The organism is Halomicrococcus pelagicus, from assembly GCF_050954125.1.
Genome location: NZ_JBPBWC010000002.1, coordinates 518,952 through 542,076 on the forward strand (window position 1 = coordinate 518,952; position 23,125 = coordinate 542,076).

The following is a 23,125-nucleotide window of genomic DNA, read 5'->3' on the forward strand; positions in this document are numbered from 1 at the left end:
CCGCTACTCGGAGTCGAGGTCGCAACCGCCAAATACAACGGAAATCTGACACCACCCTCCCATTCTGCTTTCGGAGGAGTAACGGACGTTACTCCGCTATCGCGCGGTCGGCGGGCGTTCGTCCCGTCCGAGTCGTCGCCGTCGGACGTAGTGAACCAGCGCCGAGAGCGCGAACGCAGCGACGATGAGCACTCCCCAGATCTCGTCGGGGATGGCCGTGAACGGCGGAATGCCGAGCCAGTCCGCGAAGACGAGAACCGCGCTCACGATGGCAAGCCCGAGGTAGTACCGTACCCACGGAAACTCGTCCTGGGGCCGCAGATACCCCTCTAGCTGGGCCGCGTTCTCCGAGAGTTCGACGACGCCGCGACTCTGGTTGTAGTCGACAATGCCCGCGTCCGCGAGTTTCGGCAGATGCGTCTGGTAGAGGGAGGTGTAGACCGACTTGCGCTCGTTGGCCGACAGCCCTTCGACGGTCGTGTCGTTCTCCCAGGCCGCCACCTGTTCGGCGAGTTCGCTGAGTTCGACCGGACGGTCCTTTTGCTTGAGATAATGCAGCGTGTATCGACGACGCCTGTTTTTCAACACGTCGAAGATGAGGTCCTCGGACAACTGTTGTGGAGTACCGTCAGTGGAACTCATGCTACCTGGGACGCCCAATCGGTTGTTGTGTCTGTGCCATAGCCACCCGATGTAACGACGACGTGAAGTTACTGCGGACAACACTTTGTTATCCAGTGCTTAGGCGGGAAAATCCGAAATGGAGGTTACATTGCCGGCGTTTAAGGCCGGAGTTCGGTCGGATAACGCGGCCATTCTCCGCGTTTCAGCCCCTCTCGCCGTCGTTCTCCTCATAGAACGTCGATAAAATACATCTACGGAATCCGACTAAGCCGACCGCGGCGCGCCGACCGTCGCCCGGTGCTCGGCGAGCGTCGTAGGTCCGGGGTTCGGCCGAACAGTCCCCGTCCTCTCACGAGTCGGCCGTCCGTTCCCGGGCGAGCGCCACCGGACGAGGGGTACCGACGCTCTCGACGAACTCGACTCCGTCGCGCTTCCAGCGTCTCCCCATCGTCTTAGTGAAGCGCTGGCCAGGTTCGCGGCCGTCGAAATCTGCGGTCGCGGAACGCCCGGTCGAGAAACGCGTGGCGCCCGTCCCGTCGGAGTCAGTACGGTCCCCGTATCGTGCGAGTACGCGGCGGACGCCCCCTCGCCGGCGCGACGGTGCCGACGGGGACGGCGCATCGAAAACGAGGTCGACCGCTCAGTCGTCCATCGCCGCGGGGGCGCGCCGGTCCGAGCGCGGCCCCTCGATGTCGACGCCCGGCAGTTTGTCCCGCAGGTACCGTCCCGTGTGGGAGTCGTCGTTCCGGGCGATCTCCTCGGGCGTCCCGGTGGCGACGACGTCGCCGCCGTTCTCGCCGCCCTCCGGGCCGAGGTCGATGACGTTGTCGGCGTTCTTCACGAGGTCGAGTTCGTGCTCGATGACGACGACGGTGTTGCCCTGGTCGGACAGGCGCTGGAGCACTTCGATGAGTTTGCCCTCGTCCTCCTTGTGCAGCCCCGTCGTCGGTTCGTCCAGCAGGTACAGCGTGTCGCCGCTGTCCTTCTTGCCGAGTTCCTCGGCGAGCTTGATGCGCTGGGCCTCGCCGCCCGAGAGGGTCGTCGAGGGCTGGCCGAGCTTCATGTAGTCGAGGCCGACGTCCTTCAGCAGTTTGAGGCGGCGACGAATCTGGGCGTTCGCCTCGAAGAAGTCGTACGCCTCCTCGACGCTCATGTCGAGCACGTCGGAGATGGTGGCGTCCTTGTAGGTGACGTCCAGCGTCTCGTCGTTGTACCGCTCGCCGCCGCACTCCTCGCAGGGGACGTACACGTCCGAGAGGAAGTTCATCTCGATCTTCACCGTGCCCTGTCCGCCGCACTCCTCGCAGCGGCCGCCCTTCACGTTGAACGAGAAGCGACCCTTCTCGTAGCCCCGCTGCTTGGCGAGTTTCGTCTCCGCGAACAGCTCGCGGACGTAGTCGAAGACGCCGGTGTACGTCGCGGGGTTCGAGCGCGGCGTCCGACCGATGGGCGACTGGTCGATGAGCCGCACCTTCTCGACCTTCTCGATTCCATCGATGGCGTCGTGGTCCCCGGGGTCGACGCTCGTGTTGTCGTTCATCTCGCGGGCGAGTCCCTTGTAGAGGATGTCGTGCATCAGCGTGGACTTTCCGGACCCGGAGACGCCCGTGATGGCGGAGAACTGGCCGACGGGAATCTCGACGTCGACGTCTTTGAGGTTGTGCTGGCGCGCCCCCCGGACGACCAGCGCCGCGTCGCTGTCGCGGCGGTCGTCGGGGACCGGAATCTCCTTCCGGCCGGCGAGGTAGTCGCCTGTGATGCTCTCGTCGTGGGCCATTATCTCCTCGACGTCGCCCTGCGCGACCACTTCGCCGCCGCGCTTGCCGGGGCCGGGACCCATGTCGATGACGTTGTCGGCGCGGCGCATCGTCTCCTCGTCGTGTTCGACGACGATGAGGGTGTTGCCGAGGTCGCGCAGCCCTTCGAGGGTGTTCAGCAGGCGGTCGTTGTCCCGCTGGTGCAGCCCGATGGAGGGCTCGTCGAGCACGTAGAGCACGCCGACGAGGCCGGACCCGACCTGCGTCGCGAGCCGGATGCGCTGGCTCTCGCCGCCGGAGAGCGTCGACGCCTCGCGGTCGAGCGTCAGGTACTCCAGGCCGACCTCCTCCATGAACCCGAGGCGAGCGCGGATCTCCTTGAGAATCTCCTCCGCGATCTTGGTGTCGCGCGGCGAGAGGTTCGCTTCGAGGTTCTCGAAGTGCTCCAGGGCGTCGCCGATGGACATCTGGTTGACCTCGGTGATGGAGGTCCCCTCCACGTACACCGACCGGCTCTGGTCGTTGAGACGCGTCCCCTCACAGACCGGGCACGTCGTCACCGCCATGTAGTCCTCGATGTGGTCGCGGGTCGAGTCCGAGTCCGTCTCGACGTACCGGCGTTCGAGGTTCGGGATGACGCCCTCGAACCGCTCGTCCTTCTCGCGGACGCCGTTCTTCGTCGTCCACTCGAAGTGGACCGTCTCGTCCGTGCCGTAGAGGAACGCCCGCTGTACGTCCTCGTCCAGGTCCTCGAACGGCGTGTCGACGCTGACGCCGAAGTGGTCGGCGACGTTGTCTATCTGGCGCCGGTAGTACGTCCGCTGGTAGCGCCACGGCTCGAAGACGTGTTTCAGGGGTTTGCTCTCGTCGACGACGACGAGGTCCTCGTCGACCTCCTTCGTCTCGCCGATGCCCTCGCACTCCGGACACGCGCCGTGGGGGCTGTTGAACGAGAAGCTCCGGGTCTCTATCTCCCGGAAGTCGATGCCGCAGTGGGTGCAGGCCAGGTCCTCGGAGAACTCGACGACGAGGCGGTCGTCGTCGTCCCCCGCCAGGTCGCCGGTCGACCGGGCCTCGACGCCGAGGTCGGCGTCCTCCGGCGGGTCCGAAACGATTAGCTTCATCACGCCGTCGGCCTCTTCCAGCGCCGTCTCGACGCTGTCGGTGATGCGCGAACGCGCCTCCTCGCTGACCTTCACGCGGTCGACGATGACGTCGATGTCGTGGTCGTAGTTCTTGTCGAGGTCCGGGCGGTCCATCGTCAGGTCGAACTCCTCGTCGTCGACCTCGACGCGGGAGTACCCCTCGGAGACGAGGTCGTCGAACAGGTCCGCGAACGCCCCCTTCTGGTCGCGGACGACGGGGGCGGCTATCTTCGCCTTCGTCCCCTCCGGGAGTTCTAGCACCCGTCGGACCATGTTCTGGGCGCTCTGTTCGCCCACCTCCTGCCCGCACTCCGGACAGTGGGGCGTACCGACCCGGGCGTACAGCAGTCGGAGGTAGTCGTGCAGTTCCGTCACCGTGCCGACGGTCGAGCGGGGGTTGTTCGCCGCGTTCTTCTGGTCGATGGAGATAGCCGGCGACAGTCCCTCGACGTTCTCGACCTGCGGCTTGTCCATCTGCCCGAGGAAGTTGCGGGCGTAGGCCGACAGGCTCTCGATGTAGCGGCGCTGCCCCTCGGCGTACACCGTCTCGAACGCGAGCGAGGACTTCCCAGACCCCGACAGGCCGGTCACCACGTTGAACTCCTCTCGTGGAATCCGGACGTCGAGGTCCTTGAGGTTGTGTTCCTCGGCCCCCCGGACGTCGATGTACTCCTTGCTCATCTATGGGTAAGACAGCGACCGCATCGGCCTATGTTTGTCGGTTGCGCGAGAAAGCGGAGCGAAAGTGAAGCGACGGGAGGACGTTCGAAGTTACCTCCCCACCTGAAAGGCACATAGCCACCGGGACCGTAGGTGAGTCGATTGGTGAAACGATTCAGCGCGAACGACGACGCGAGCGAACGAGAGGAGGAACTGACGAGCGACGGCTCGATGTGGCGGCTCTACGCGGAGTACGGCCGGGAGTCGACGCCGCAGTTCGCGGTCGGGTTGGTGGCGACGGTACTGTCCCGACTGCTGGGACTGGTTCCGCCGGTCGTCCTCGGACTCGCCATCGACGCGGTGTTCCTCGACCGGCGCGCCTACCGGCTGGCGTTCCTGCCGGCCTCCCTGGTGCCGGAGACCCCGCTCGGACAGCTCCGGCTCTCGGTCGCCATCATCGCGGGGTCGTTCGTCGTCGGGGCGGCGTTCTCGTGGCTCCAGAACTGGGGATGGAACGCCTTCGCTCAGCGCGTCCAGCACGCGCTCCGGGTCGACACCTACGACGCGATGCAGTCGCTGGACATGGACTTCTTCGACGACCGCCAGACCGGCGAGCTGATGAGCGTCCTCAACAACGACGTGAACCAGCTGGAGACGTTCCTGAACGACGGCCTGAGTTCCGCGCTTCGCATCGGCGTGACCGTGCTCGGTATCGGCTGGGTCATGGTCACGCTGAACCCCCAGCTCGCGCTCGTCGCGCTCCTGCCGGTGCCGCTACTCGCCGCGTTCACCTACCTGTTCGTCCGGACGATACAGCCGAAGTACGCTGCGATGCGGGCCAGCGTCGGGGCGCTCAACTCCCGGCTCGAGAACAACCTCGGCGGCATCGCGGCCATCAAGGCCGAGAGCGCCGAGACGTTCGAGAGCGGCCGCGTCGCGGACGCGTCCCGGGCGTACTACGACGCCAACTGGGACGCCATCCGGACCCGCATCACGTTCTTCCCCGGTCTGAGCCTCATCACCGGCGTCGGCTTCGTCGTCACGTTCGCCGTCGGCGGCTACTGGCTGGTCGTCGGCCCGCCCTGGCCGCTCACGGGGGCGCTGGACCCCGGCGAGTTCGTGACGTTCATCGTCCTCAGCCAGCAGTTCGTCTGGCCGATGGCGCAGTTCGGCCAGATAATCAACATGTACCAGCGGTCGGAAGCCTCCAGCGCTCGCGTGTTCGGCCTGCTGAACGAGCGCGGGACGCTCGAAGCCAGCGAGGACGCCCCGGACCTCCGGGTGAGTCGCGGGCGCGTCGAGTACGACGACGTGAGCTTCGGCTACCGCCACGCCGGGGACGACGGCGAGCCGGTCGTCTCGAACGTCGACCTGACCGTCGAGCGCGGCGAGACGCTGGCGCTCGTCGGCCCGACGGGAGCCGGGAAGTCGACGGTGCTCAAGCTGTTGTTGCGGATGTACGACGTGGACGAGGGCGCGATACGCGTCGACGGCACGGACGTCAGGGACGTGAACCTCCGGAGTCTCAGGCGGGCCATCGGCTACGTCAGCCAGGAGCCGTTCCTCTTCTACGGCACCGTCAGGGAGAACGTCGCGTACGGCTCCTTCGACGCCAGCGACGAGGCGGTCGTGGAAGCGGCGAAGGCGGCGCAGGCCCACAAATTCGTCCGGAATCTGCCCGACGGCTACGACACGATGGTCGGCGAGCGCGGCGTGAAGCTGTCGGGCGGCCAGCGCCAGCGCATCGTCATCGCTCGGACGATTCTCAAGGACCCGGACGTCCTCGTGCTGGACGAGGCGACGAGCCACGTCGACACCGAGACGGAGGCGCTCATCCGGCACAGCCTCGCAGACCTCGCCGCCGACAAAACGACGTTCGTCATCGCCCACCGGCTCTCGACTGTCAGGGATGCGGACCGGATACTCGTACTCGACGACGGCGAGGTCGTCGAGCGCGGCACCCACGCGGAACTGCTCGCCCGGGACGGCCTCTACGCGAACCTCTGGCGGGTGCAGGCGGGCCACATCGACGACCTTCCCCGGGAGTTTCTCGAACGGGCGATTCGGCGGCAAGCGCGGGTCGAGAGCGCCGACGCTCCCGCCGAGGGCGAATGAGGGCGAATTGTCCCGAGATTTAAATAGGAGACCGTGAGAAACGAGCGACCATGAGCGACGAACTTCGAGGCGGCGAGGCCATCCTGGGTCTCGAACTCGGCGACGACGAGTACACGGTCAAACAGAGTCTCCTCCGGAACAAGTACCGGGTGTACGACTCCGAGGGGAACCTCGTCCTGCAGACGAGACAGAAGCTCCTGAAGATGAAAGAGGAGTTCCCCTTCTCGGACGCCGACGGCGACACCGTCTTCCGGGTGAAGGCGAAGAACCTCCTCGACGTGGCCGGCGACTACGCCCTCGTCGACGAACGCACCGACGAGACGGTGCTCGTACTGACGAAGAACTTCACCTTCTTCCACCACAAGTGGACCCTCAAACGCCCGGACGGCGAGGTGCTGGCGACGGTCGAGTCCCGGAGCGCCGTCCTGGAGGCGTTGCGGTCGCTCGTCGACGTGCTCTCGTTTCTCCCGCACAAGTACGACATCCGGAGCAGCGACGGTCGGCAGGTCGGCGAGATAGCGGGGCGATTCTCGCTCCGGGACGTCTACGACATCCGCATCGACGACCCCGGGGCGCTCCCCCGGACCGCGCTCGTCGCGGGTGCGGTTGCCATCGACGCGCTGGAGGGGAACTAGCTACTCCCGCAGTCGGTCCGCGGCCGCCTCGCGCTCTTCGGGCGTGTTGACGTTCGTCGACCAGCCGTCGAGCGTCAGCGCCAGCATCGTATTGCCGGCGTCGACGAACCGCTGGATGGACTCCGCGAGTTCGCGCTCGCCGCGTTCGGAGTAATCGGTCGCCTCGCACGCCGCGAAGATGGCGGGGTGATAGACGGCGACCCCGCCCGCGACGAGGCTGCGCTCCGGCGGGTCGTCCGGTTCCTTCTCGATACCCCGGAGTTCGTCGCCGTCCACCTCGCAGATGGCCTTCTCGCGGGCGACCTCGGGCGGGACGCGCTCGACGTGCTGGACGGCGTCGACGCCCGACTCCCGCGCTCGCTCGACGAGCGGAGCGAGGTCCGCCTCGAACACGCAGTCGCCGTCCGCACAGACGAACCGGCCGTCGACGTGCGGGCGAGCCTGCAACAGCGCGTGGGCCATCCCCTCCCGTTCGTCCTGCCACGCGTAGGTGACGGGCACGCCGGAGAACGAATCGCCGTACTGCTCGACGATGCGGTCGCCCTCGTAGCCCGCGACGACCACGAACTCCTCGGGGTCGACTGTCAGCAGCGCCTCGAAACAGCGCGTCAGCAGCGGTTTCCCCGCGATGTCGACGAGCACCTTCGGTTTCTCGTCGGTCAGCGGTCTGAGACGCGTTCCCTCCCCGGCGGCGAGGACGACGGCTTGCATGAGCGGGCGCACGACGCGTCCGCGGAAGGAGTTTCGGGTTACTCGCGCACGTTCTCGCCGACCGCGTCCCCGAACTCGCCGTCCGCGGGGCCGACGCCGTCCGGGGTCAGCGAGGCGTCGTGGGCTTCGTACACCACGGACCCGCGGACCATCGTCAGCCGGGGGAAGACGCCGGTCCAGCCCTCAAACGGCGTCCACCCGCACTTCGAGTGGAGGTCCTCTCCGCGGATTTCGCGGGTCGCGTCGGGGTCGACGAGCACGAGGTCGGCCATCCGACCCTCCTCGATGCGTCCCTTCCGGGGCAGTCCGAATATCTCAGAGGGGTTGCGCGCCGTGAGGTCGGCGACGCGGTCGTAGCTCAGGTTGCCCTTCCGGGCCTGCTCCAGCAGGAGCGTGAGCATCGTCTCCACGCCGGGAACGCCGCTGGGCGCGTCCCAGATGCCGGCGTCCTTCTCCTCGCGCGTGTGGGGCGCGTGGTCGGTGGCGACGACGTCGACCGTCCCGTTCGCCACCCGAGCGAACACGTCCTCGCGTCGCTCCTCGCTGCGCAGCGGCGGGTTCATCCGCCCGTGCGTACCGAGTTCGGAGAGTTCGTCGCGCGAGAGGAACATGTGGTGGGGCGTCACCTCGCAGGTCGCGCCCGCGGCCGCCGCGGCGTCGACCGCCTCCGGCGTGCTCGTGTGGGCGACGTGGACGCGTGCGCCCGTATCGTCCGCGAGGTCGAGCGCGCGCTCGACCGCCGCTATCTCCGCGTCGGCGGTGCGGTAGGCGCTCCAGGCGTCGGCGTCGTCGCGCTCCTCCGCACTCGCGGCTTCGCCGTTGGCGTTCGTGCCGCGTGGCAGCACGCTCTCGTCGAACAGGTCGGCGTCCTCCGCGTGGACCGTGACGACCACGTACTCGTCGCTCGCGCGTTCGAGCGCCTCGCGGAACAGATCCTCGTCGATGCCCATCTCGCCCGTCGAGTCGGCGAGGAACACCTCGCCGAGCGCGAGCACGGGGCGGTCGAACAGTTCGTCCGGATTCCAGTCGGCCGTGACGCCGCCGTTGATGCCGTAGTCGACGAGCGAGGCGTCGGCGAGGTCGGCCTTCTCGTCGAAGGCCGGCCCGTCGACCGTCGGCGGGTCCGTGTTCGGCTGGTCGACGACGGTCGTCACGCCGCCCGCCGCGGCGCTCGCGCTGCCCGTCTCCCACGTCTCCTTGTGGGGAAAGCCCGGCTGGCGGAAGTGGACGTGGGCGTCGATGGCGCCCGGCAGGAGGAGGTTTCCGGCGGCGTCGACGACGTCGCCGGACTCGGTGAGCGAGGAGCCGACGGCGGCGATGCGGCCCGCGTCGGTGTCGATGCGAACGTCGCGCCGGCTGCCGTCTGCCAGCGTCGCGTCCCGGATGGTGAGCATACCGGCCGTTCTCGCGTCGAGCGCTATAAGGTTTCGAGTCCGGGGAGACGAACGTCGGCCGGAACGGTCGAGAACCGACGGTGACGGCCGGCGAAGCGGTAGCCCGCCGGTAGTACTTTGTTCACCGACGCCGTTCGGTTCACGATACCTGCTGGCACACCACTATGGCACTCCGACACCCACCCTTGCGTTCCCGGCTTCGGTTCGCCGCCTCCGCGCTCGTCGTCGCGGGTGCCGGCGTCTCCTACGCCGCGCTCGCGTCGCACCCGGACCCGACGTTCCCGGTCATGTCCACGGCCCTCCTCGGCGCGACGGTGGTCGCAACCGTTCTCGCCGGGTACGTCACGTACGTCGCGTATCCGGCCTTCTCACAGCGCGTCGGGGCCGCCTACGTCAGGGTGGTGGTGCTCGCTGCCCTCACCCTACTCTGGAACGTGTACGTGGCGCTCGCCATCACGTAGTCGGTCGACTCGACCGCCAGAAAAACTCGCACCGCGTCGGCCGTGCGGTCAGTCCTCCGCCGGTTCCGCCGCCCGACTCGCCTTCGAGGGGGCCGTCTCGGCGTCGTCCCGGCCCACGACCTCGACGTTCGCGCTGGCGTCGCCGACGAGCAGTTCCTCGACGACGGCGACGACGCGTTCGGGGTCGGCGTCGCCCTCGGCACGGGCGACGCTCCCCACGGAGTCGGGGTCGAAGGGCACGTCGAGCGCGGCGTAGATGGGGTCGAGCGCGCCGGCGATCTCGCCGTGGTCGTCGACGACCACGACGCCGGAGACGAGCGCCGCGCCGGACTGGACCCGCTGGGCGACGCCCGCTATCTTGCCGTTCCACTGGAGCGAGTAGTCGCCCGCGCAGAACGACCGCGGCGGTTCGCCGCGCTGGGCGGGCACGCCGACCCGCCAGAGCGCACGCTGGACCGCCCGAGTCGTCTCGACGTACCGCTCCTCCATCCCGGTCCGCATGTCCGAGAGCGGGACGGTCCGCGCGAACGCGACCGTCGTCCCGGTGTAGGCGACCGCGCGCCCGCCGACGCTGCGTTCGACCGGTTCGAACCTGCAGGCTCGCGCGACCGACTTGGCCACGTCGAAGTCGTCGGCGCGCGCGTCGCGCCGCCCGAACGCGACCTGCCGGTGGGGGGTCCAGACGCGGACCGCAGATTCACCCGACTCCGCGGTGTCCGCGAGCATCTCCGCGGTCACTGTCCGGTCCTCGTCCCGGGTCGGCGCCCGGCCACGGAGCACGCGCATACCCCCCATTGTGACCCGACGTATGTAAACGCTCCCCGTCCGAACCGCCGGTATGGTCACGCTGCCCGCAGACGCGCTCGCTCCCTTTCCGCGGTTCTCGCTTTACAACTCGCCGTACGTCTCCCACGACGAGGGCTGCGCTATCGACCTCTACCCCGGTGGCGAGGCGGCGGACGCGGACGGCGGAAGTCGCGCGAAAGCCGCACCGTCGCCCGTCGCCGGCGAGGTCGTCGCCACGCGAACCGTCGACGCGCCGTCGAAACCCTACGCCGTCGAACGCGACCATCTCATCGTCGTCGACACGGGCGACCACCTCGCCCGCGTCCTCCACGTCGACCCCGAGGTTGCCCCCGGCGACGAGGTCCGGGTCGGCGACTCGCTGGGCGAACTCGTGCGCTCGGGCTTTTTCGCCCCCTGGGTCGGCAACCACGTCCACCTCGGGTTCCGCGAGCGCGACGCCGACCCCCTGCGCGCATCGGGGTCGCTGCCGGTCGACGTCGCGGTCGACGTCGACCCGGTCACGTGGGACGGCACCGGCCGCGTCGTCTCGCGCGGCGAGACGTACGTCGTACTCGACGCCCCCGGACATCCCGCGCCGGGCGAGCGGTTCGCCGGCATCGCGGGCACCCCGGGTGGCGCGGACGCAACGAACGGCGGTAGGGGGGTGCTCGACGGCGGCCTCCCCCACTACGAGGGCGGCGGTCTGCTCCCCTCGGGCGACGGTCCCGTCTCACTCGCGGGGCGGCGCGTCGGGACGGCGAACGGGCGAACCGTCGCGTGGGACGACGTCGAGGTGCGCACCAACGGGACGGCCATCACCGGCGTCTCGCTGTTCGTCTCCCGCGAGGCGTTCGGCGCGAAACTGGTCTGTCCGGACCACGAGTTCGCTCCGGGCGAGCGCGTCGAGGTGACCGTTCACCGATAGCGTCCGCGCTCGCCGCCCCCTGAGCGCCCGCCGTCGGACCGACCGTCCGGAACGCGCCGTAGTCGGCTACTCGAAGGTCAGGTCGTCCAGCGAGGTGCTCTCGCCGAACAGCCAGGTGGCGTGGTCGGTGGCGTACTCGTGGTGTTCCTCCTCGATGTAGCCGATGGCCTCCTCGACGAGCACTGGCTTGAAGTCGCGGAGGCCGGCGCTGCCGGCGGTGTGGAGCACGCAGACGTTCGCAAGCGTGCCACAGAAGAGCAGGTCGTCGATGCCGTGGGCGTCGAGGTACCCCTCGAGTTCAGTCTCGTGGAAGGCGTCGTAGGTGTACTTCTCGACGACGTGGTCGGCGTCCTCGACGGGAAGTTCCTCGACGATTTCGGTCTCCCACGTCCCCTCGACGACGTGTTCGCCCCAGCGCTCGAACTCGTCGTAGTAGTGGTTGCCCTCGAACTGTTCCGGCGGGTGGACGTCCTTGGTGAACAGGACCGACGCGCCCGCTTCGTCGGCTCGTGATATCAGCGACCGGGCCGGAGCGATGGCCTCCTCGCTGCCGGGCGCGTACAGGCTCCCGTCTGGGTGGCAGAACCCGTTCTGCATGTCGACGACGACGACCGCCGTCGAGTCGGGGTCGAAGTTCATGTTCGATGGTAGGTATGGTCGGTACGAAACGTTTTCGCACTACTGTACGTGTCGACTGCCGAAATTTTCACGGCATTTTTTATACAGTAGTCCTTCGTGGCATCTACAGAAATGCGAACTGTCACTGCCATCGCGGTCGCGGTCATGCTCGTGCTCGCCGGTTGTTCGCAGGCACCGGGCACGGACACGACGACCGGACCGAACGCGACGACCCAGGGAACGCAGTCGACGGCCGCGCCCGGCGACGGCGCGGCGGTCGTTCATCCGCCCGACCCTGATTCCGACGTCCTCGGATGGGAGAATGGGGTGTGGTACAACGAGACCATCAACGTCACCCGGTCGGACGGACTGAACAACTCCGAGATGGACGCGGTCGTCAATCGCGCGATGGCTCGCGTCGAGAAGATTCGGCAACTGGAGTTCGAGAAGAAGGTGCCCGTCAAGGTCGTCTCGCGCTCGGAGTTCAAGAAGAACCAGCAGAGCCAGAAGACGCCACCGAAGCGTCGGACGTTCGACAACGTCAAGTACGAGGCCCTGATGATGGTCGGCGAGTCGACCGACTCCATCGCCGTCCAGAACCGGAACACGGGGTCGTCGGTCGGCGGGTACTACAGCCCGAGGAAGGAGTCCATCGTCGTCATCTCGAACAACGAGTCCGCGCCGAAGATGGACGAGATAACGCTGTCCCAGGAGCTGTTCCACGCGCTCCAGGACCAGAAGTACAACCTCTCCACGTTCGACCAGCGGACCCGCGAGGACCACAACGCCGTCGACGGCATCGTCGAGGGCGACGGCAACTACGTCGACCACCTCTACGAGCAGCGCTGCAAGAACGCTTGGAAGGGCACCTGTCTGCTCCCCCAGAACGAGGGTAACGGGGGCGGTGGCGGCGACCTCGCCAACATCGGACCGTACCTGCTGAAGTTCCAGCCGTACAGCGACGGTCCGCCGTTCGTGAAGTCCGTCCGCCAGAAAGGAGGCTGGCAGGCCGTCAACGACCTGTACCAGAACCCGCCCGCCAGCACCGAGCAAGTCATCCACCCGAAGAAGTACGGCGCGGACGCTCCCGCCGACGTCAGCATCCGGGACACTACGAGCAACGGTTGGCAGCGCCTCGAACCGAAGGGACGGCCGAACTACGCCAAGGTCGGCGAGGCCGGTATCATGTCGATGTTCACCTATCCGACCTACGAGAGCCAGGGGAAGACCCAGATAATCCCGTTCAACAAGTTCGTCAACAGGAAGAACGGCGAGCCCGCAAAGTTCGACCCGCTGAACTATAGGAGCGAGCCGTCGGCGGGCTGGGACGGCGACCGCATCGCCGTCTACACGAACGGTCGGGCCGCGGCGAACGAGACCGGCTACGTGTTCAAGACGAAGTGGGACTCCAGGAAGGACGCCCGGCAGTTCGTCGACACGTACGAGCGTCTGCTCCAGTATCGCGACGCGAAGAAGGTCGACGACCGCGCGAACACCTGGGAGGTTCCCCAGAAGAACGGCTTCAGCGACGCCTTCTACGTCCAGCAGAAGGGTGATACGGTCGTCATCGTCAACGCGCCGTCCGTCGGCGACCTCTCGGACGTGCACGCCGGCGCTGCGCCGAAACAGTAAGCGGCCCTCTCTCCTCGAATCCGGACCTTTATCGCGTTGCCCGAGAGTAGCCCCGACCATGACCGACGAACCGGGGAACGGGCCGTTCGACGTGATTCCCGAGGACGCCATCCGAGACGGAAGCGCGACCGACGCCTACTTCCTGCGGACGGAGACCACGCTCGACGCGGCCGACAGGAACCCCCACGTCGTCGCGGAGGTGACCGCCGACCAGTTCCCGACCGGCGAGTTCGAGGTGCTGGCGGGGCTGAAAGACGCCGCCCACCTGCTCGAAGGGCTCCCCGTCGACGTGGACGCGATGCCCGAGGGGCGGCTGTTCGACGGCGGTCCCGTCCTCACCGTCGAGGGGCGGTACCGCGAGTTCGCCCGGTACGAGACGTCGCTGCTGGGTTTTCTGTCACACGCCTCGGGGATGGCGACCAACGCGCTGGAGGCACGGGTCGCCGCGCCCGACTCGCAGGTGCTGAGTTTCGGCGCGCGCCACGTCCACCCCTCCATCGCGGCGGTGGTCGAGCGGTCGGCGCTGCTGGCGGGCCTCGACGGGTTCTCGCACGTCGCCGCCGGCGAACTGCTGGGACGGCCGGCCAGCGGGACGATGCCGCACGCGCTCGTCATCTGCTTCGGCGAACAGGAGGCCGCGTGGACGGCGTTCGACGACGCGGCCCCCGAGGACGTTCCGCGCGTCGCGCTCTGTGACACCTACTCCGACGAGAAAGACGAGGTGATACGGGCCGCCGAGACGCTCGGCGACGACCTCGACAGCGTCCGCATCGACACGACCGGGTCGCGCCGGGGGGACTTCCGGCACATCCTCCAGGAGGTGCGCTGGGAGCTCGACGCCCGGGGGTTCGAGGACGTGGACGTGTTCGCGAGCGGCGGCCTCGGTCCCGCAGAACTGCGCGAACTCCGGGACGTCGCGGACGGCTTCGGCGTCGGCAGTCACGTCAGCAACGCCGAGCCCGTCGACTTCTCGCTCGACATCGTGGCGGTCGACGGCGAGCCGGCGGCCAAGCGCGGCAAGCTCTCGGGCAAGAAACAGGCGTATCGCACGCGCGACGGCGGTCACCACGTCGGTCTGGCGCGCCACGACGGTCCGGCGGACGGCGAACCTCTCCTGGAACCGCTGCTCCGCGACGGCGAACTCGTCCGGGAGTTCGAGCTGGACGAGGCGTCTGAACGGGCGCTCGACGACGCGGCGGCAGTCGACTTTCGAGAGTAGCGGGCAGACGGGTCAGATTCGCTCGATGCTTCCCTCGGGTTCGCGCTCGCGGAACACCGGTCCGTCGACCAGGAGAACGGCGACGTCGTCGTCCTCCCAGGCACCGCGCGGGAGCCCCGCCTTCCGGCAGGTGCGGTCCAGATACTCGAACGCGCTCCAGTCGTTCTCGACGGGGAGCGTCGGGAACATCGACGCACGCTCGCCGCGCCCCTCGACGGCGACGCCGTGCGTGCCGAGTTCGATGTCGTTCGCGGGGTCGTCGGTCAGGACGGTGTCTTCCACGACGAACACGGATATCTCGAGGTTCGAGAGCTCCGCGGGTTCGACCTCCGACCCGCAGGAGTCGTCGCTGGCCGCCGAGATGGCCGAGTTGACGATGACGTGGCCCAGTTGTTCGCTCGTCTCGTGGGCACCGGCGCACCCGCGCAGGCTTCCGCGCCCCCGCGTGGACTCCAGGCGGACGAAGACGCCGGTCCGCGCGTAGAACGCCTCACGCATGCTTCCGGGCTGCTCGCGTTGTCCGTTTATCACGTAAGAATTGACCGCCTCCCGAGCGAGTTCGACCGCGCGAGTGCCATCCTCGTAGGTGAGGGTCACTGCCTGTGCCTCAGACATACGTAACACCTTATGGGCAGAAGCGTCTTCAACGCTTCCCTTCAATCTGGCCGGTTTTAAGATGGTGTTGTGAGATAGTACGGTGAAATTTCCGCCCGTTACGGTCAGCGATACGGCGTAGACGGGAATACGGCGTTCGAATGCCCGGGAGAGCGTCTCGCGGGCGAGCGAAATCGACGATAGAGACGAGGAAACGTCGACCGTCGGTCGTCTCCGCGGAGAGCTTTCGCGTGGTATGCTCCCCTTGACGCGGGAAAGGTCGGCTTGAACGCCCGAAGCGTCGGACGGCGGAACTCCTGGCCTGGCGGTAACGTAACGCCGTCGCGCCCGCGCGGAACGAACTAAATCGCCGCGCTCGCCGGTCGACGCACGTCGCCGTTTTCGCCCGATTTCGCACCGTATGGTACGGTGAACCGAACCATTTTTGCCCACTCACCGTTCATAGCCAGATAATCGTGACCGATTTGCTATCGATCTCGGATCTGAAGACGCAGTTCAACACCGAGCGAGGGACGGTCAAAGCCGTCGACGACTTCGACCTGACCATCCGGGAAGGCGAGACGGTCGGCCTCGTGGGGGAGTCGGGGTCGGGCAAGAGCGTCACTGCGCTGTCGGCGATGCAGCTCATCGACGAACCCGGAGAGATAGCGGCCGGAGACATCCAGTTCCAGGACGCGCCAACCGTCGCCCGGTTCGCGCGCAAGTATCCGTCGGGCGTCGCGACCGACGCCCGGAACGGCTTCGTCGTCGTCGAGAGCGCGACCGTCGACCGGAGGCGCGCCCCGGACGACGAACTCCTCGACGACCCGGACCTGTCTGAGTCCGAACGCGCCGCTCGGTTGGCCCGCGAGTATCCCGACGGAATCGCGGTCGACGACGAGGAGGACGACGACGCGTTCCTCACCATCGAGGAAGGATACCTCGACCTCATGAACGCGCCCGAGTCGGCGATGCGCGACATGCGCGGCGGCGAGATGGGGATGATTTTCCAGGACCCCATGACCTCGCTCAACCCCGCGCTGACCGTCGGCGAGCAGGTGGCCGAGAGCCTGCAACTCCACCAGCACGGCGGGAAGCAGAAGGACAACTGGTGGAACGCGGTACGCGAGATACTGCCGAAGATCGGCGGCGACGAGTTCGACGAGGAGGTGTTCGAGGCGACCATCGACATGCTGGAGGAGGTCGGCATCCCCGAACCCGAGTCGCGGGTCGAGGAGTACCCTCACGAATTCTCCGGCGGCATGCGCCAGCGCGTACTCATCGCCATCGCCCTGGCCTGCCGGCCGAAACTCCTCATCGCGGACGAACCGACGACGGCGCTCGACGTGACCATCCAGGCCCAGATTCTCGACCTCATCAACGACCTGCAGGACGAACTCGGGATGTCCGTCCTGTTCATCACGCACGACCTCGGCGTCGTCGCCGAAACCTGCGACCGCGTCGCGGTGATGTACGCGGGCGACCTCGTGGAGGTCGGCCCCGTCGACGAGATTTTCCACAACCCGAGCCATCCGTACACGTACGCGCTCCTCGAATCCATCCCGCAGGAGGACAAAGAGCGCCTGACGCCCATCGAGGGGAACGTCCCCGACCTCATCGACATGCCCGACGGCTGTCACTTCGCGCCGCGGTGTCCGTGGGCGAAACCGGAGTGTCGGCAGGGCGAGATTCCGCACCTCCAGCACGGCCCCGACGACGTTGACCACCACGCGAAGTGCGTGCTGGAGGACTTCGACGAGAACGAGTACGCCGAACAGTACGAGAGCGTCACGACGACCGACCACGAAACCGGCGACGAACTCGTCACCGCCGACGGGATGAAGAAACACTTCTCGCGCGCCGACGACTTGCTGGACAAGTGGCTCGGCGACGACCCTGGGAGCGTCAAGGCGGTCGACGGCGTCTCGTTCGACATCTACGAGGGCGAGACGCTCGGACTCGTCGGCGAGTCCGGCTGCGGGAAGTCGACCGCGGGCCGGACGCTTCTCCGGCTCGAAACGCCGACCGACGGTCGCGTCGTGTTCGCGGGGACCGACGTGACCGACCTCGACAGCGACGACCTCCGAGACCTCCGGAAGGAGATGCAGATGATCTTCCAGGACCCGCTGTCGAGTCTCGACCCGCGGATGACCGTCAGCCAGACGATAGCGGAGCCGCTGAAGATTCACGACCTGCCGGAGAAAGACCCCGACGACGACGACCGGTCGCGCAAGGAACAGCGCCGCGACCGCGTCACGGAACTGCTGGAGGCGGTCGGACTCGACCCGGACCAGCGCGACCGCTACCCACACGAGCTGTCGGGCGGCCAGCGCCAGCGCGTCGGCATCGCGCGAGCGCTCGCGGTCGACCCGGACTTCATCGTCGCCGACGAGCCGGTGTCGGCGCTGGACGTCTCGGTCCAGGCCCAGATACTCAACCTGCTGGAGGACCTCCAGGACGAGTTCGGCCTGACCTACCTGTTCATCGCCCACGACCTCTCTGTCGTCCGCCACATCTCCGACCGCGTGGCCGTGATGTACCTCGGCGAAATCGTCGAGGTGGCGGACACGGACGAACTGTTCGCCGACCCGAAGCATCCGTACACACAGGCGTTGCTGTCGGCGATTCCCGAGCCGGACCCGCGCGTGGACACCGACGACCGCGTCATCCTCAAAGGTGACGTACCGTCGCCCATCAACCCGCCCTCCGGCTGTCACTTCCGGACGCGCTGTCCGAAGATCATCCCGCCCGACGGGATGGACGTAGAACAGGACGCGTACCGCGAAGTGATGGACTACCGCGAGCGCGTCGAAGACCGCGCCATCAACCTCGACGTGGTCCGCGAGACGGCAGCCGACGGGGCTGATGCGCCCACGCGGGAAGCGACTGCCGCGGACGGCGGCCACACCGCCGACGCGTTCCGCGCTGCCCTCTGGGAGGACCAGTTCGACGTGGAACCGACCGGGCGGCCGCGTGAAATCGTCGTGGAGTCGTTCGACCACCTCGCCGACGGCGACTGGGAGGCGGCCGCGTCGGTGCTGCGCCAGCACTTCGAGAGCGTCTGCGAGCGGAAAGACCCGGTACTGCAGGACGAAGCCCACCCCTCCGCGTGTCACCTCTACGACCAGCCCGAGTAGCGTTCCGATTCGCTCCGGCGTTGGTCTCTCTCCATCTCGCACTATTTCTACCCGGTAGCAGGAATGAATACCGATAAGTTATATATTTTAACTTATCTACGAAGTTTACTATCCGGTCCGGCAGTATTATGCCCACTATCGTTGACGTTTCCGGAGGATGACACCGAATGACACAACGACGACGAGACGAAGCTTCCTGAAAGCGGCGGGCGGTGCGGCCGCCGCGGCGACCGTGGCGACCCCGGTCGCGGGGGGTGGGACCGACGCCGCTCGACAGGACGGCCAGCAGGGTGGTCTGCTGACGTACGCGCGTGGCAACGACTCGGGGACGCTCGACCCGCAGAACACGACGAGCGGCGAGGACGCGAAGGTCACGAACCAGATGTACGACACCCTCATCGCGTTCGAACCGGGCGGGGCGTCGCTCACCGCAGGGTTGGCGACCGAGTGGAACCTCGAGGAGACGACGACGACGCTCACGCTCCGTGAGGGCGTGCAGTTCCACAACGGCGAACAGTTCACCGCCGACGACTTCATCGCCACGTTCCGGCGGTTCACCGACCCGAACTTCGAGTTCTTCCCGGGACAGGAGTATATCTCCGGGTACAGTTCCTTCACGCTGGGTGACTGGGTGGAGTCGGTCGAGAAGGACGGCGACTTCGGCCTCACGATAGAGTTGAGCCAGCGGTACGCGCCGTTTCTCCGCAACCTGGCGATGTTCGCGTCGGCCGTGCTCTCGGAGCAGGCCATCCAGAATCTCGGCCAGGACCTGAGCGAACAGCCCGTTGGCACCGGGCCGTTCCAGTTGGAGAACTGGGACCAGGGCAACCAGCAGATTCGCCTCTCGGCCTACGACGACTACTGGGGTGAGGGCCCGCAGGTCGACGAGGTCGTCTTCACGGCCATCGGGCAGAACTCCACGCGCGCGCAGGCGCTCGATACGGGCGAGGCCGACATCATCGATGGCCTCGGTGCGCAGTCGTCCCAGGTCGTTCAGCAGTCGAACAACGCCGAACTGCGGGAGAAGGCGGGCATCAACATCGGCTACATGGCGTTCAACATGGCGAACTTCGAGCCGTTCCGCGACCGGCGGGTGCGTCGCGCCATCAGTCTCGCCGTCAACACGGAAGCCATCGTGAACAACATCTTCCGTGGCATCGCCGAGCAGGCCAGCCAGCCGATTCCGTCGAACGTGCGCGGGTACAACGAGGAGATTGACCCCTACCCGTACAGCCCGGAGCGCGCCCAGCAGCTGTTGCAGGAGGCCGGTTACGGCGACGGCTTCGAGTTCGAACTGGCGACGTTCCAGAACCCGCGGACGTACAACCCGAACCCACAGCAGGCCGCACAGGTCGTCAAGTCGAACCTGGCCGACGTCGGCCTCACGGTGACCATCAACCGGATGCCGTTCAATCCGTTCCTGGACTACACCGACCAAGGCAAGCACGACGCGTGCTTCCTCGGCTGGATGACCGACAACGCCGACCCCGACAACTTCTACTTCGCGTTGCTGCATCCGGGCGTCTCGCAGGACGACGTGCCCGAGGGACAGGACTGGGTGGGCTGGGACACCGAAGGGTTCAACACACTCGACGTCGCCGCGTGGGCGAACACCGACTTCATGGACCTCACGGAGCGCGCACAGCGGACGTACGACTCCGAGGAGCGCGCCGACCTCTACCGGCAGGCCGGACAGCTCGCACGCGACGAAGCGCCGTGGGTGTTCATGGACCACGCGAAAGAGCTCCGGGGCGTCCACAACCGAGTCGACGGGTACGTGGTCGAGGTCATCGGCGGCCCGTTCCTCAGACTCGTCTCCCTCGGCGGCGGATAACTGGCGTTCACGCGCTACCGACTACCATTTTTCGTGCGAATCGGATAGTGAATCCCGCTCGAATCACAAGTCCATCGTTCTCTTCGTGGTTACGGTTACCAAGTGGCAGTCCGGTATGTTTATATATCCTATGTGAGCACACAGGCGTATGGCGTCACGTGACAACGTAACTGACAGGCGCAGTTTCCTCAAGGCCGCTGGCGGCGCGACCGCCGCAGCGACCCTTGCTGGCTGCCTCGGCGGCAAACAGGGCGACGGCGGTAACGGCGGCGGTGGCGGCGGGTCTCTCACGTACTCCCGTGGGAAGGATTCGTCGACGCTCGACCCGCAGGCGACGACGAGCGGCGAAGACGCCAAGGTGATGAACCAGATCTTCGACCGCCTCATCCACTTCAAACCCGGAAAGACCAGCCTCAAGAAGGGGCTCGCCAAGGAGTACAAGCTCGAGGGCAAACAGGCGAAGCTGACCCTCCAGGAAGGCGTGAAGTTCCACAACGGCGAGGAGTTCACCGCCGACGACTTCATCGCCACCTACCGGCGGTTCCTCGACAGCGAGTACAAACACTACGTCGGCGAGAGCAACGCGTCCGTCTACGGACCGTACCTCCTCGGCAAGGTCAACGACGTGAAGAAGAACGGGAAGTACGAGCTAACCTTCGACATCAAGCAGAAGTACGCGCCGTTCCTCGCCAACCTGGCCGTGTTCGCACTCGCCGTCCTCTCGAAGAAGCAGATCGAGAACGAAGGCGGAAAGATCGGGAAGAAGCCGGTCGGCACCGGTGCGTTCGAGTTCAAAAACTGGAACTCGGGCAACGGGACGATTCGGCTGAAGGCCAACGGCGACTACTGGGGTGAAGGCCCGCACGTCGACGAGGTCGTCTTCGAGGAGATTCAGCAGAACTCCACGCGCGCGCAGTCGCTCGGCAACGGCGAGACGCACATCGTCGACGGACTGGGCGTTCAGGCGGCGAAACAGGTCGAAAACTCCGGCAACGCGAAGCTGAAGAAGCAGGAAGGGATGAACGTCGGCTACATGGCGTTCAACATGGGTCGCGTGGAGGAGTTCCGCAAGAAGAAGGTGCGGAAAGCCATCAGTCACGCCATCAACACGAAGGCCATCGTCGAGAACATCTACGAAGGGATGGCCGTCCAGGCCAGCCAGCCGCTCCCGCCGGGCATAATGGGGTACAACGAAAGTCTCGATCCCTACCCCCACGACAAGCAGAAAGCCAAGAGGCTACTCGAAGAGGCCGGCCACGGCGACGGCTTCGAGTTCGAGCTGGCGACGATGACGAACCCGCGCCCGTACTTCCCCTCCCCGGTGCAGACCGCGAACACCGTCAAGTCCAACCTCAACGAGGTCGGCATCAACGTCAGCATCAACAAGCAGTCGTGGGACCCCTACCTCACCTACACCGGGAAGGGCAAGCACGACGCGTGCTTCCTCGGCTGGATGACCGACAACGCCGACCCCGACAACTTCTACTACGCGCTCCTGCACCCCCAGACCGACGCCCCGCAGGACCAGGACTGGGTGAGCTGGGACAAGCTGGAGAACACCAGTAACCGCGCGGCGTGGGCGAACGCGGAGTTCATGGACCTCGTCGAGAAGGGACAGAAGAACTACGACAAGGGCAAGCGCAAGGAGCTGTACAAGGAGGCCGGCAAGATAACCCACGACGAGGCACCGTGGGTGTTCGTCACGCACACCGAGACCATGCGTGGCGTCCACAACGACGTCAAGAACTTCACGCTCGCACCGATTAGCGGGCCGTTCCTCAATCAGGTCAAACTGTAGAACGTGAACGTATCTTTTTTGTTTACTGCTCACATGCGCTTAGGTGATGATTAGCAAGCGGTTCATCCTCAAGCGGCTCCTACTGCTCGTCCCGGTGCTGCTGGGGGTGGCGACGCTGGTGTTCGCCATCCTCCACCTCTCGCCCGGGAACCCGGCGCGGGTCATCGCCGGACAGCGAGCATCCGAGGAGTTCGTCAAGCAGGTCGAGCGAGAACTCGGGTTGAACGACCCACTCTACGTCCAGTACGGCCGTTTCCTCGTCGAAGCGGTGCAACTGGACTTCGGCCAGTCGTACTCTATCCGGAAGGGGACGCCAGTCACCACGGTGTTGAAGAACAAGCTCCCCGTCACGCTGGAGATGGCGATCTACGGTCAGTTCTTCGGTATCCTGTTCGGGATTCCGCTCGGGATTCTCAGCGCGGTCAAACAGAACACGTTGACCGACCACGTGACCCGTATCGGCGCGCTCACCGGTATCAGCGTTCCCATCTTCTGGAGCGGACCGCTGTTCATCCTGCTGTTCGCCCAGATTCTGGGCGTCCTGCCGACCAGCGGACGCATCGCGACGGAGTACTCGGTCCAGCGAATCACGGGACTCGTCACGCTCGATTCGCTACTCACGACCAACTTCGACGCGTTCTTCTCCGCGGCACGCCACCTCATGTTGCCCAGTCTCGTCATCGGCATCTACTCGATGGCGCTCATCTCCCGGATGATGCGCTCGTCGATGCTCGAAGTCGTCCGCCAGGACTACATGCGGACTGCCCGCGCGAAGGGGCAGGGCGAGAAGATTACGACGCTGAAACACGGCTTCAGGAACGCGATGATTCCCGTCATCACCGTCATCGGTATCCAGTTCGGCTCCCTGCTCGGCGGGGCGGTCCTGACCGAAACCGTCTTCGGCATCACGGGCATCGGTCGGCTGCTGGTCAACGCGATTCAGGTCGGCGACTACCCCGTGGTACAGGGAACCGTATTGACGTTCGCGTTCCTGTTCACGCTGGTGAACCTCGGCGTCGACATCACTTACTCCTACCTCGACCCCCGGATAGAACAATGAGTGTCACTGTCCCATTCCAG

General features: G+C 66.3%; 17 protein-coding genes. 10 read left to right on the forward strand and 7 right to left on the reverse strand.

Annotated elements, in window-relative coordinates; genetic code table 11:
* Positions 1-96 precede the first annotated feature (96 nt).
* Positions 97-642: a DUF7344 domain-containing protein gene (locus tag ACRYA2_RS07405; protein ID WP_433625950.1), complete on the reverse strand. Its 546-nt coding sequence runs from the start codon at positions 640-642 to the stop codon at positions 97-99.
* Positions 643-1,264: 622 nt separating this feature from the next.
* A complete protein-coding gene (gene uvrA, locus ACRYA2_RS07410; protein WP_433625953.1) occupies positions 1,265-4,207 on the reverse strand; it encodes an excinuclease ABC subunit UvrA in 2,943 nt (980 codons plus the stop codon).
* A 210-nt stretch (positions 4,208-4,417) separates the two neighbouring features.
* Here uvrA and ACRYA2_RS07415 point away from each other — a divergent pair, with 210 nt between their 5' ends.
* A complete protein-coding gene (locus ACRYA2_RS07415) occupies positions 4,418-6,301 on the forward strand; it encodes an ABC transporter ATP-binding protein (RefSeq protein WP_433626032.1) in 1,884 nt (627 codons plus the stop codon).
* 50 nt (positions 6,302-6,351) lie between these two features.
* Positions 6,352-6,936 carry an LURP-one-related/scramblase family protein gene (locus ACRYA2_RS07420; RefSeq protein WP_433625956.1) on the forward strand — a complete coding sequence of 195 codons (585 nt, stop codon included), beginning with the start codon at positions 6,352-6,354 and terminating at the stop codon, positions 6,934-6,936.
* Here the strand turns inward: ACRYA2_RS07420 and ACRYA2_RS07425 are convergent, their stop codons facing one another.
* Together ACRYA2_RS07425 and ACRYA2_RS07430 are read right to left on the reverse strand one after the other, a co-directional pair.
* On the reverse strand, positions 6,937-7,647 hold the full coding sequence (locus tag ACRYA2_RS07425) for a sugar phosphate nucleotidyltransferase (RefSeq protein ID WP_433625959.1): 711 nt from the start codon (positions 7,645-7,647) through the stop codon (positions 6,937-6,939). It abuts the gene before it with no gap.
* Between the two features lie 38 nt (positions 7,648-7,685).
* A complete protein-coding gene (locus ACRYA2_RS07430; RefSeq protein ID WP_433625961.1) occupies positions 7,686-9,041 on the reverse strand; it encodes a dihydroorotase in 1,356 nt (451 codons plus the stop codon).
* A 164-nt stretch (positions 9,042-9,205) separates the two neighbouring features.
* Between ACRYA2_RS07430 and ACRYA2_RS07435 the strand changes: the two genes are divergently transcribed.
* Positions 9,206-9,502: a hypothetical protein gene (locus tag ACRYA2_RS07435; protein ID WP_433625963.1), complete on the forward strand. Its 297-nt coding sequence runs from the start codon at positions 9,206-9,208 to the stop codon at positions 9,500-9,502.
* Positions 9,503-9,550: 48 nt separating this feature from the next.
* Here the strand turns inward: ACRYA2_RS07435 and ACRYA2_RS07440 are convergent, their stop codons facing one another.
* On the reverse strand, positions 9,551-10,288 hold the full coding sequence (locus ACRYA2_RS07440) for a lipoyl protein ligase domain-containing protein (RefSeq protein ID WP_433625965.1): 738 nt from the start codon (positions 10,286-10,288) through the stop codon (positions 9,551-9,553).
* Between the two features lie 52 nt (positions 10,289-10,340).
* Here ACRYA2_RS07440 and ACRYA2_RS07445 point away from each other — a divergent pair, with 52 nt between their 5' ends.
* On the forward strand, positions 10,341-11,213 hold the full coding sequence (locus ACRYA2_RS07445; protein WP_433625968.1) for a DUF8155 domain-containing protein: 873 nt from the start codon (positions 10,341-10,343) through the stop codon (positions 11,211-11,213).
* A 66-nt stretch (positions 11,214-11,279) separates the two neighbouring features.
* Here ACRYA2_RS07445 and ACRYA2_RS07450 read toward each other — a convergent pair whose 3' ends face one another.
* Positions 11,280-11,852, reverse strand: a complete 573-nt coding sequence (locus tag ACRYA2_RS07450) for a cysteine hydrolase family protein (protein WP_433625971.1) — start codon at positions 11,850-11,852, stop codon at positions 11,280-11,282.
* Between the two features lie 96 nt (positions 11,853-11,948).
* On the opposite strand from ACRYA2_RS07450, the gene ACRYA2_RS07455 reads away from it, so the two are divergent.
* Both ACRYA2_RS07455 and ACRYA2_RS07460 read left to right on the forward strand, forming a co-directional pair.
* Positions 11,949-13,463: an Hvo_1808 family surface protein gene (locus tag ACRYA2_RS07455; protein WP_433625974.1), complete on the forward strand. Its 1,515-nt coding sequence runs from the start codon at positions 11,949-11,951 to the stop codon at positions 13,461-13,463.
* 58 nt (positions 13,464-13,521) lie between these two features.
* Positions 13,522-14,682 carry a nicotinate phosphoribosyltransferase gene (locus ACRYA2_RS07460; protein WP_433625976.1) on the forward strand — a complete coding sequence of 387 codons (1,161 nt, stop codon included), beginning with the start codon at positions 13,522-13,524 and terminating at the stop codon, positions 14,680-14,682.
* A 12-nt stretch (positions 14,683-14,694) separates the two neighbouring features.
* Here the strand turns inward: ACRYA2_RS07460 and ACRYA2_RS07465 are convergent, their stop codons facing one another.
* Positions 14,695-15,297 carry a TIGR00296 family protein gene (locus ACRYA2_RS07465; RefSeq protein WP_433625978.1) on the reverse strand — a complete coding sequence of 201 codons (603 nt, stop codon included), beginning with the start codon at positions 15,295-15,297 and terminating at the stop codon, positions 14,695-14,697.
* 455 nt (positions 15,298-15,752) lie between these two features.
* Between ACRYA2_RS07465 and ACRYA2_RS07470 the strand changes: the two genes are divergently transcribed.
* The 4 genes from ACRYA2_RS07470 (at position 15,753) to ACRYA2_RS07485 (ending at position 23,105) form a co-directional block, all read left to right on the forward strand.
* Positions 15,753-18,413 (forward strand): ABC transporter ATP-binding protein, encoded by a 2,661-nt coding sequence (locus ACRYA2_RS07470; protein ID WP_433625980.1) that lies wholly within the window; start codon positions 15,753-15,755, stop codon positions 18,411-18,413.
* A 157-nt stretch (positions 18,414-18,570) separates the two neighbouring features.
* Complete coding sequence (locus tag ACRYA2_RS07475; protein ID WP_433625982.1) at positions 18,571-20,247, forward strand: ABC transporter substrate-binding protein; 1,677 nt, start codon at positions 18,571-18,573, stop codon at positions 20,245-20,247.
* A 148-nt stretch (positions 20,248-20,395) separates the two neighbouring features.
* Positions 20,396-22,045 (forward strand): ABC transporter substrate-binding protein, encoded by a 1,650-nt coding sequence (locus ACRYA2_RS07480; RefSeq protein WP_433625986.1) that lies wholly within the window; start codon positions 20,396-20,398, stop codon positions 22,043-22,045.
* A gap of 46 nt (positions 22,046-22,091) precedes the next feature.
* A complete protein-coding gene (locus ACRYA2_RS07485) occupies positions 22,092-23,105 on the forward strand; it encodes an ABC transporter permease (RefSeq protein ID WP_433625988.1) in 1,014 nt (337 codons plus the stop codon).
* Positions 23,106-23,125: the final 20 nt, after the last annotated feature.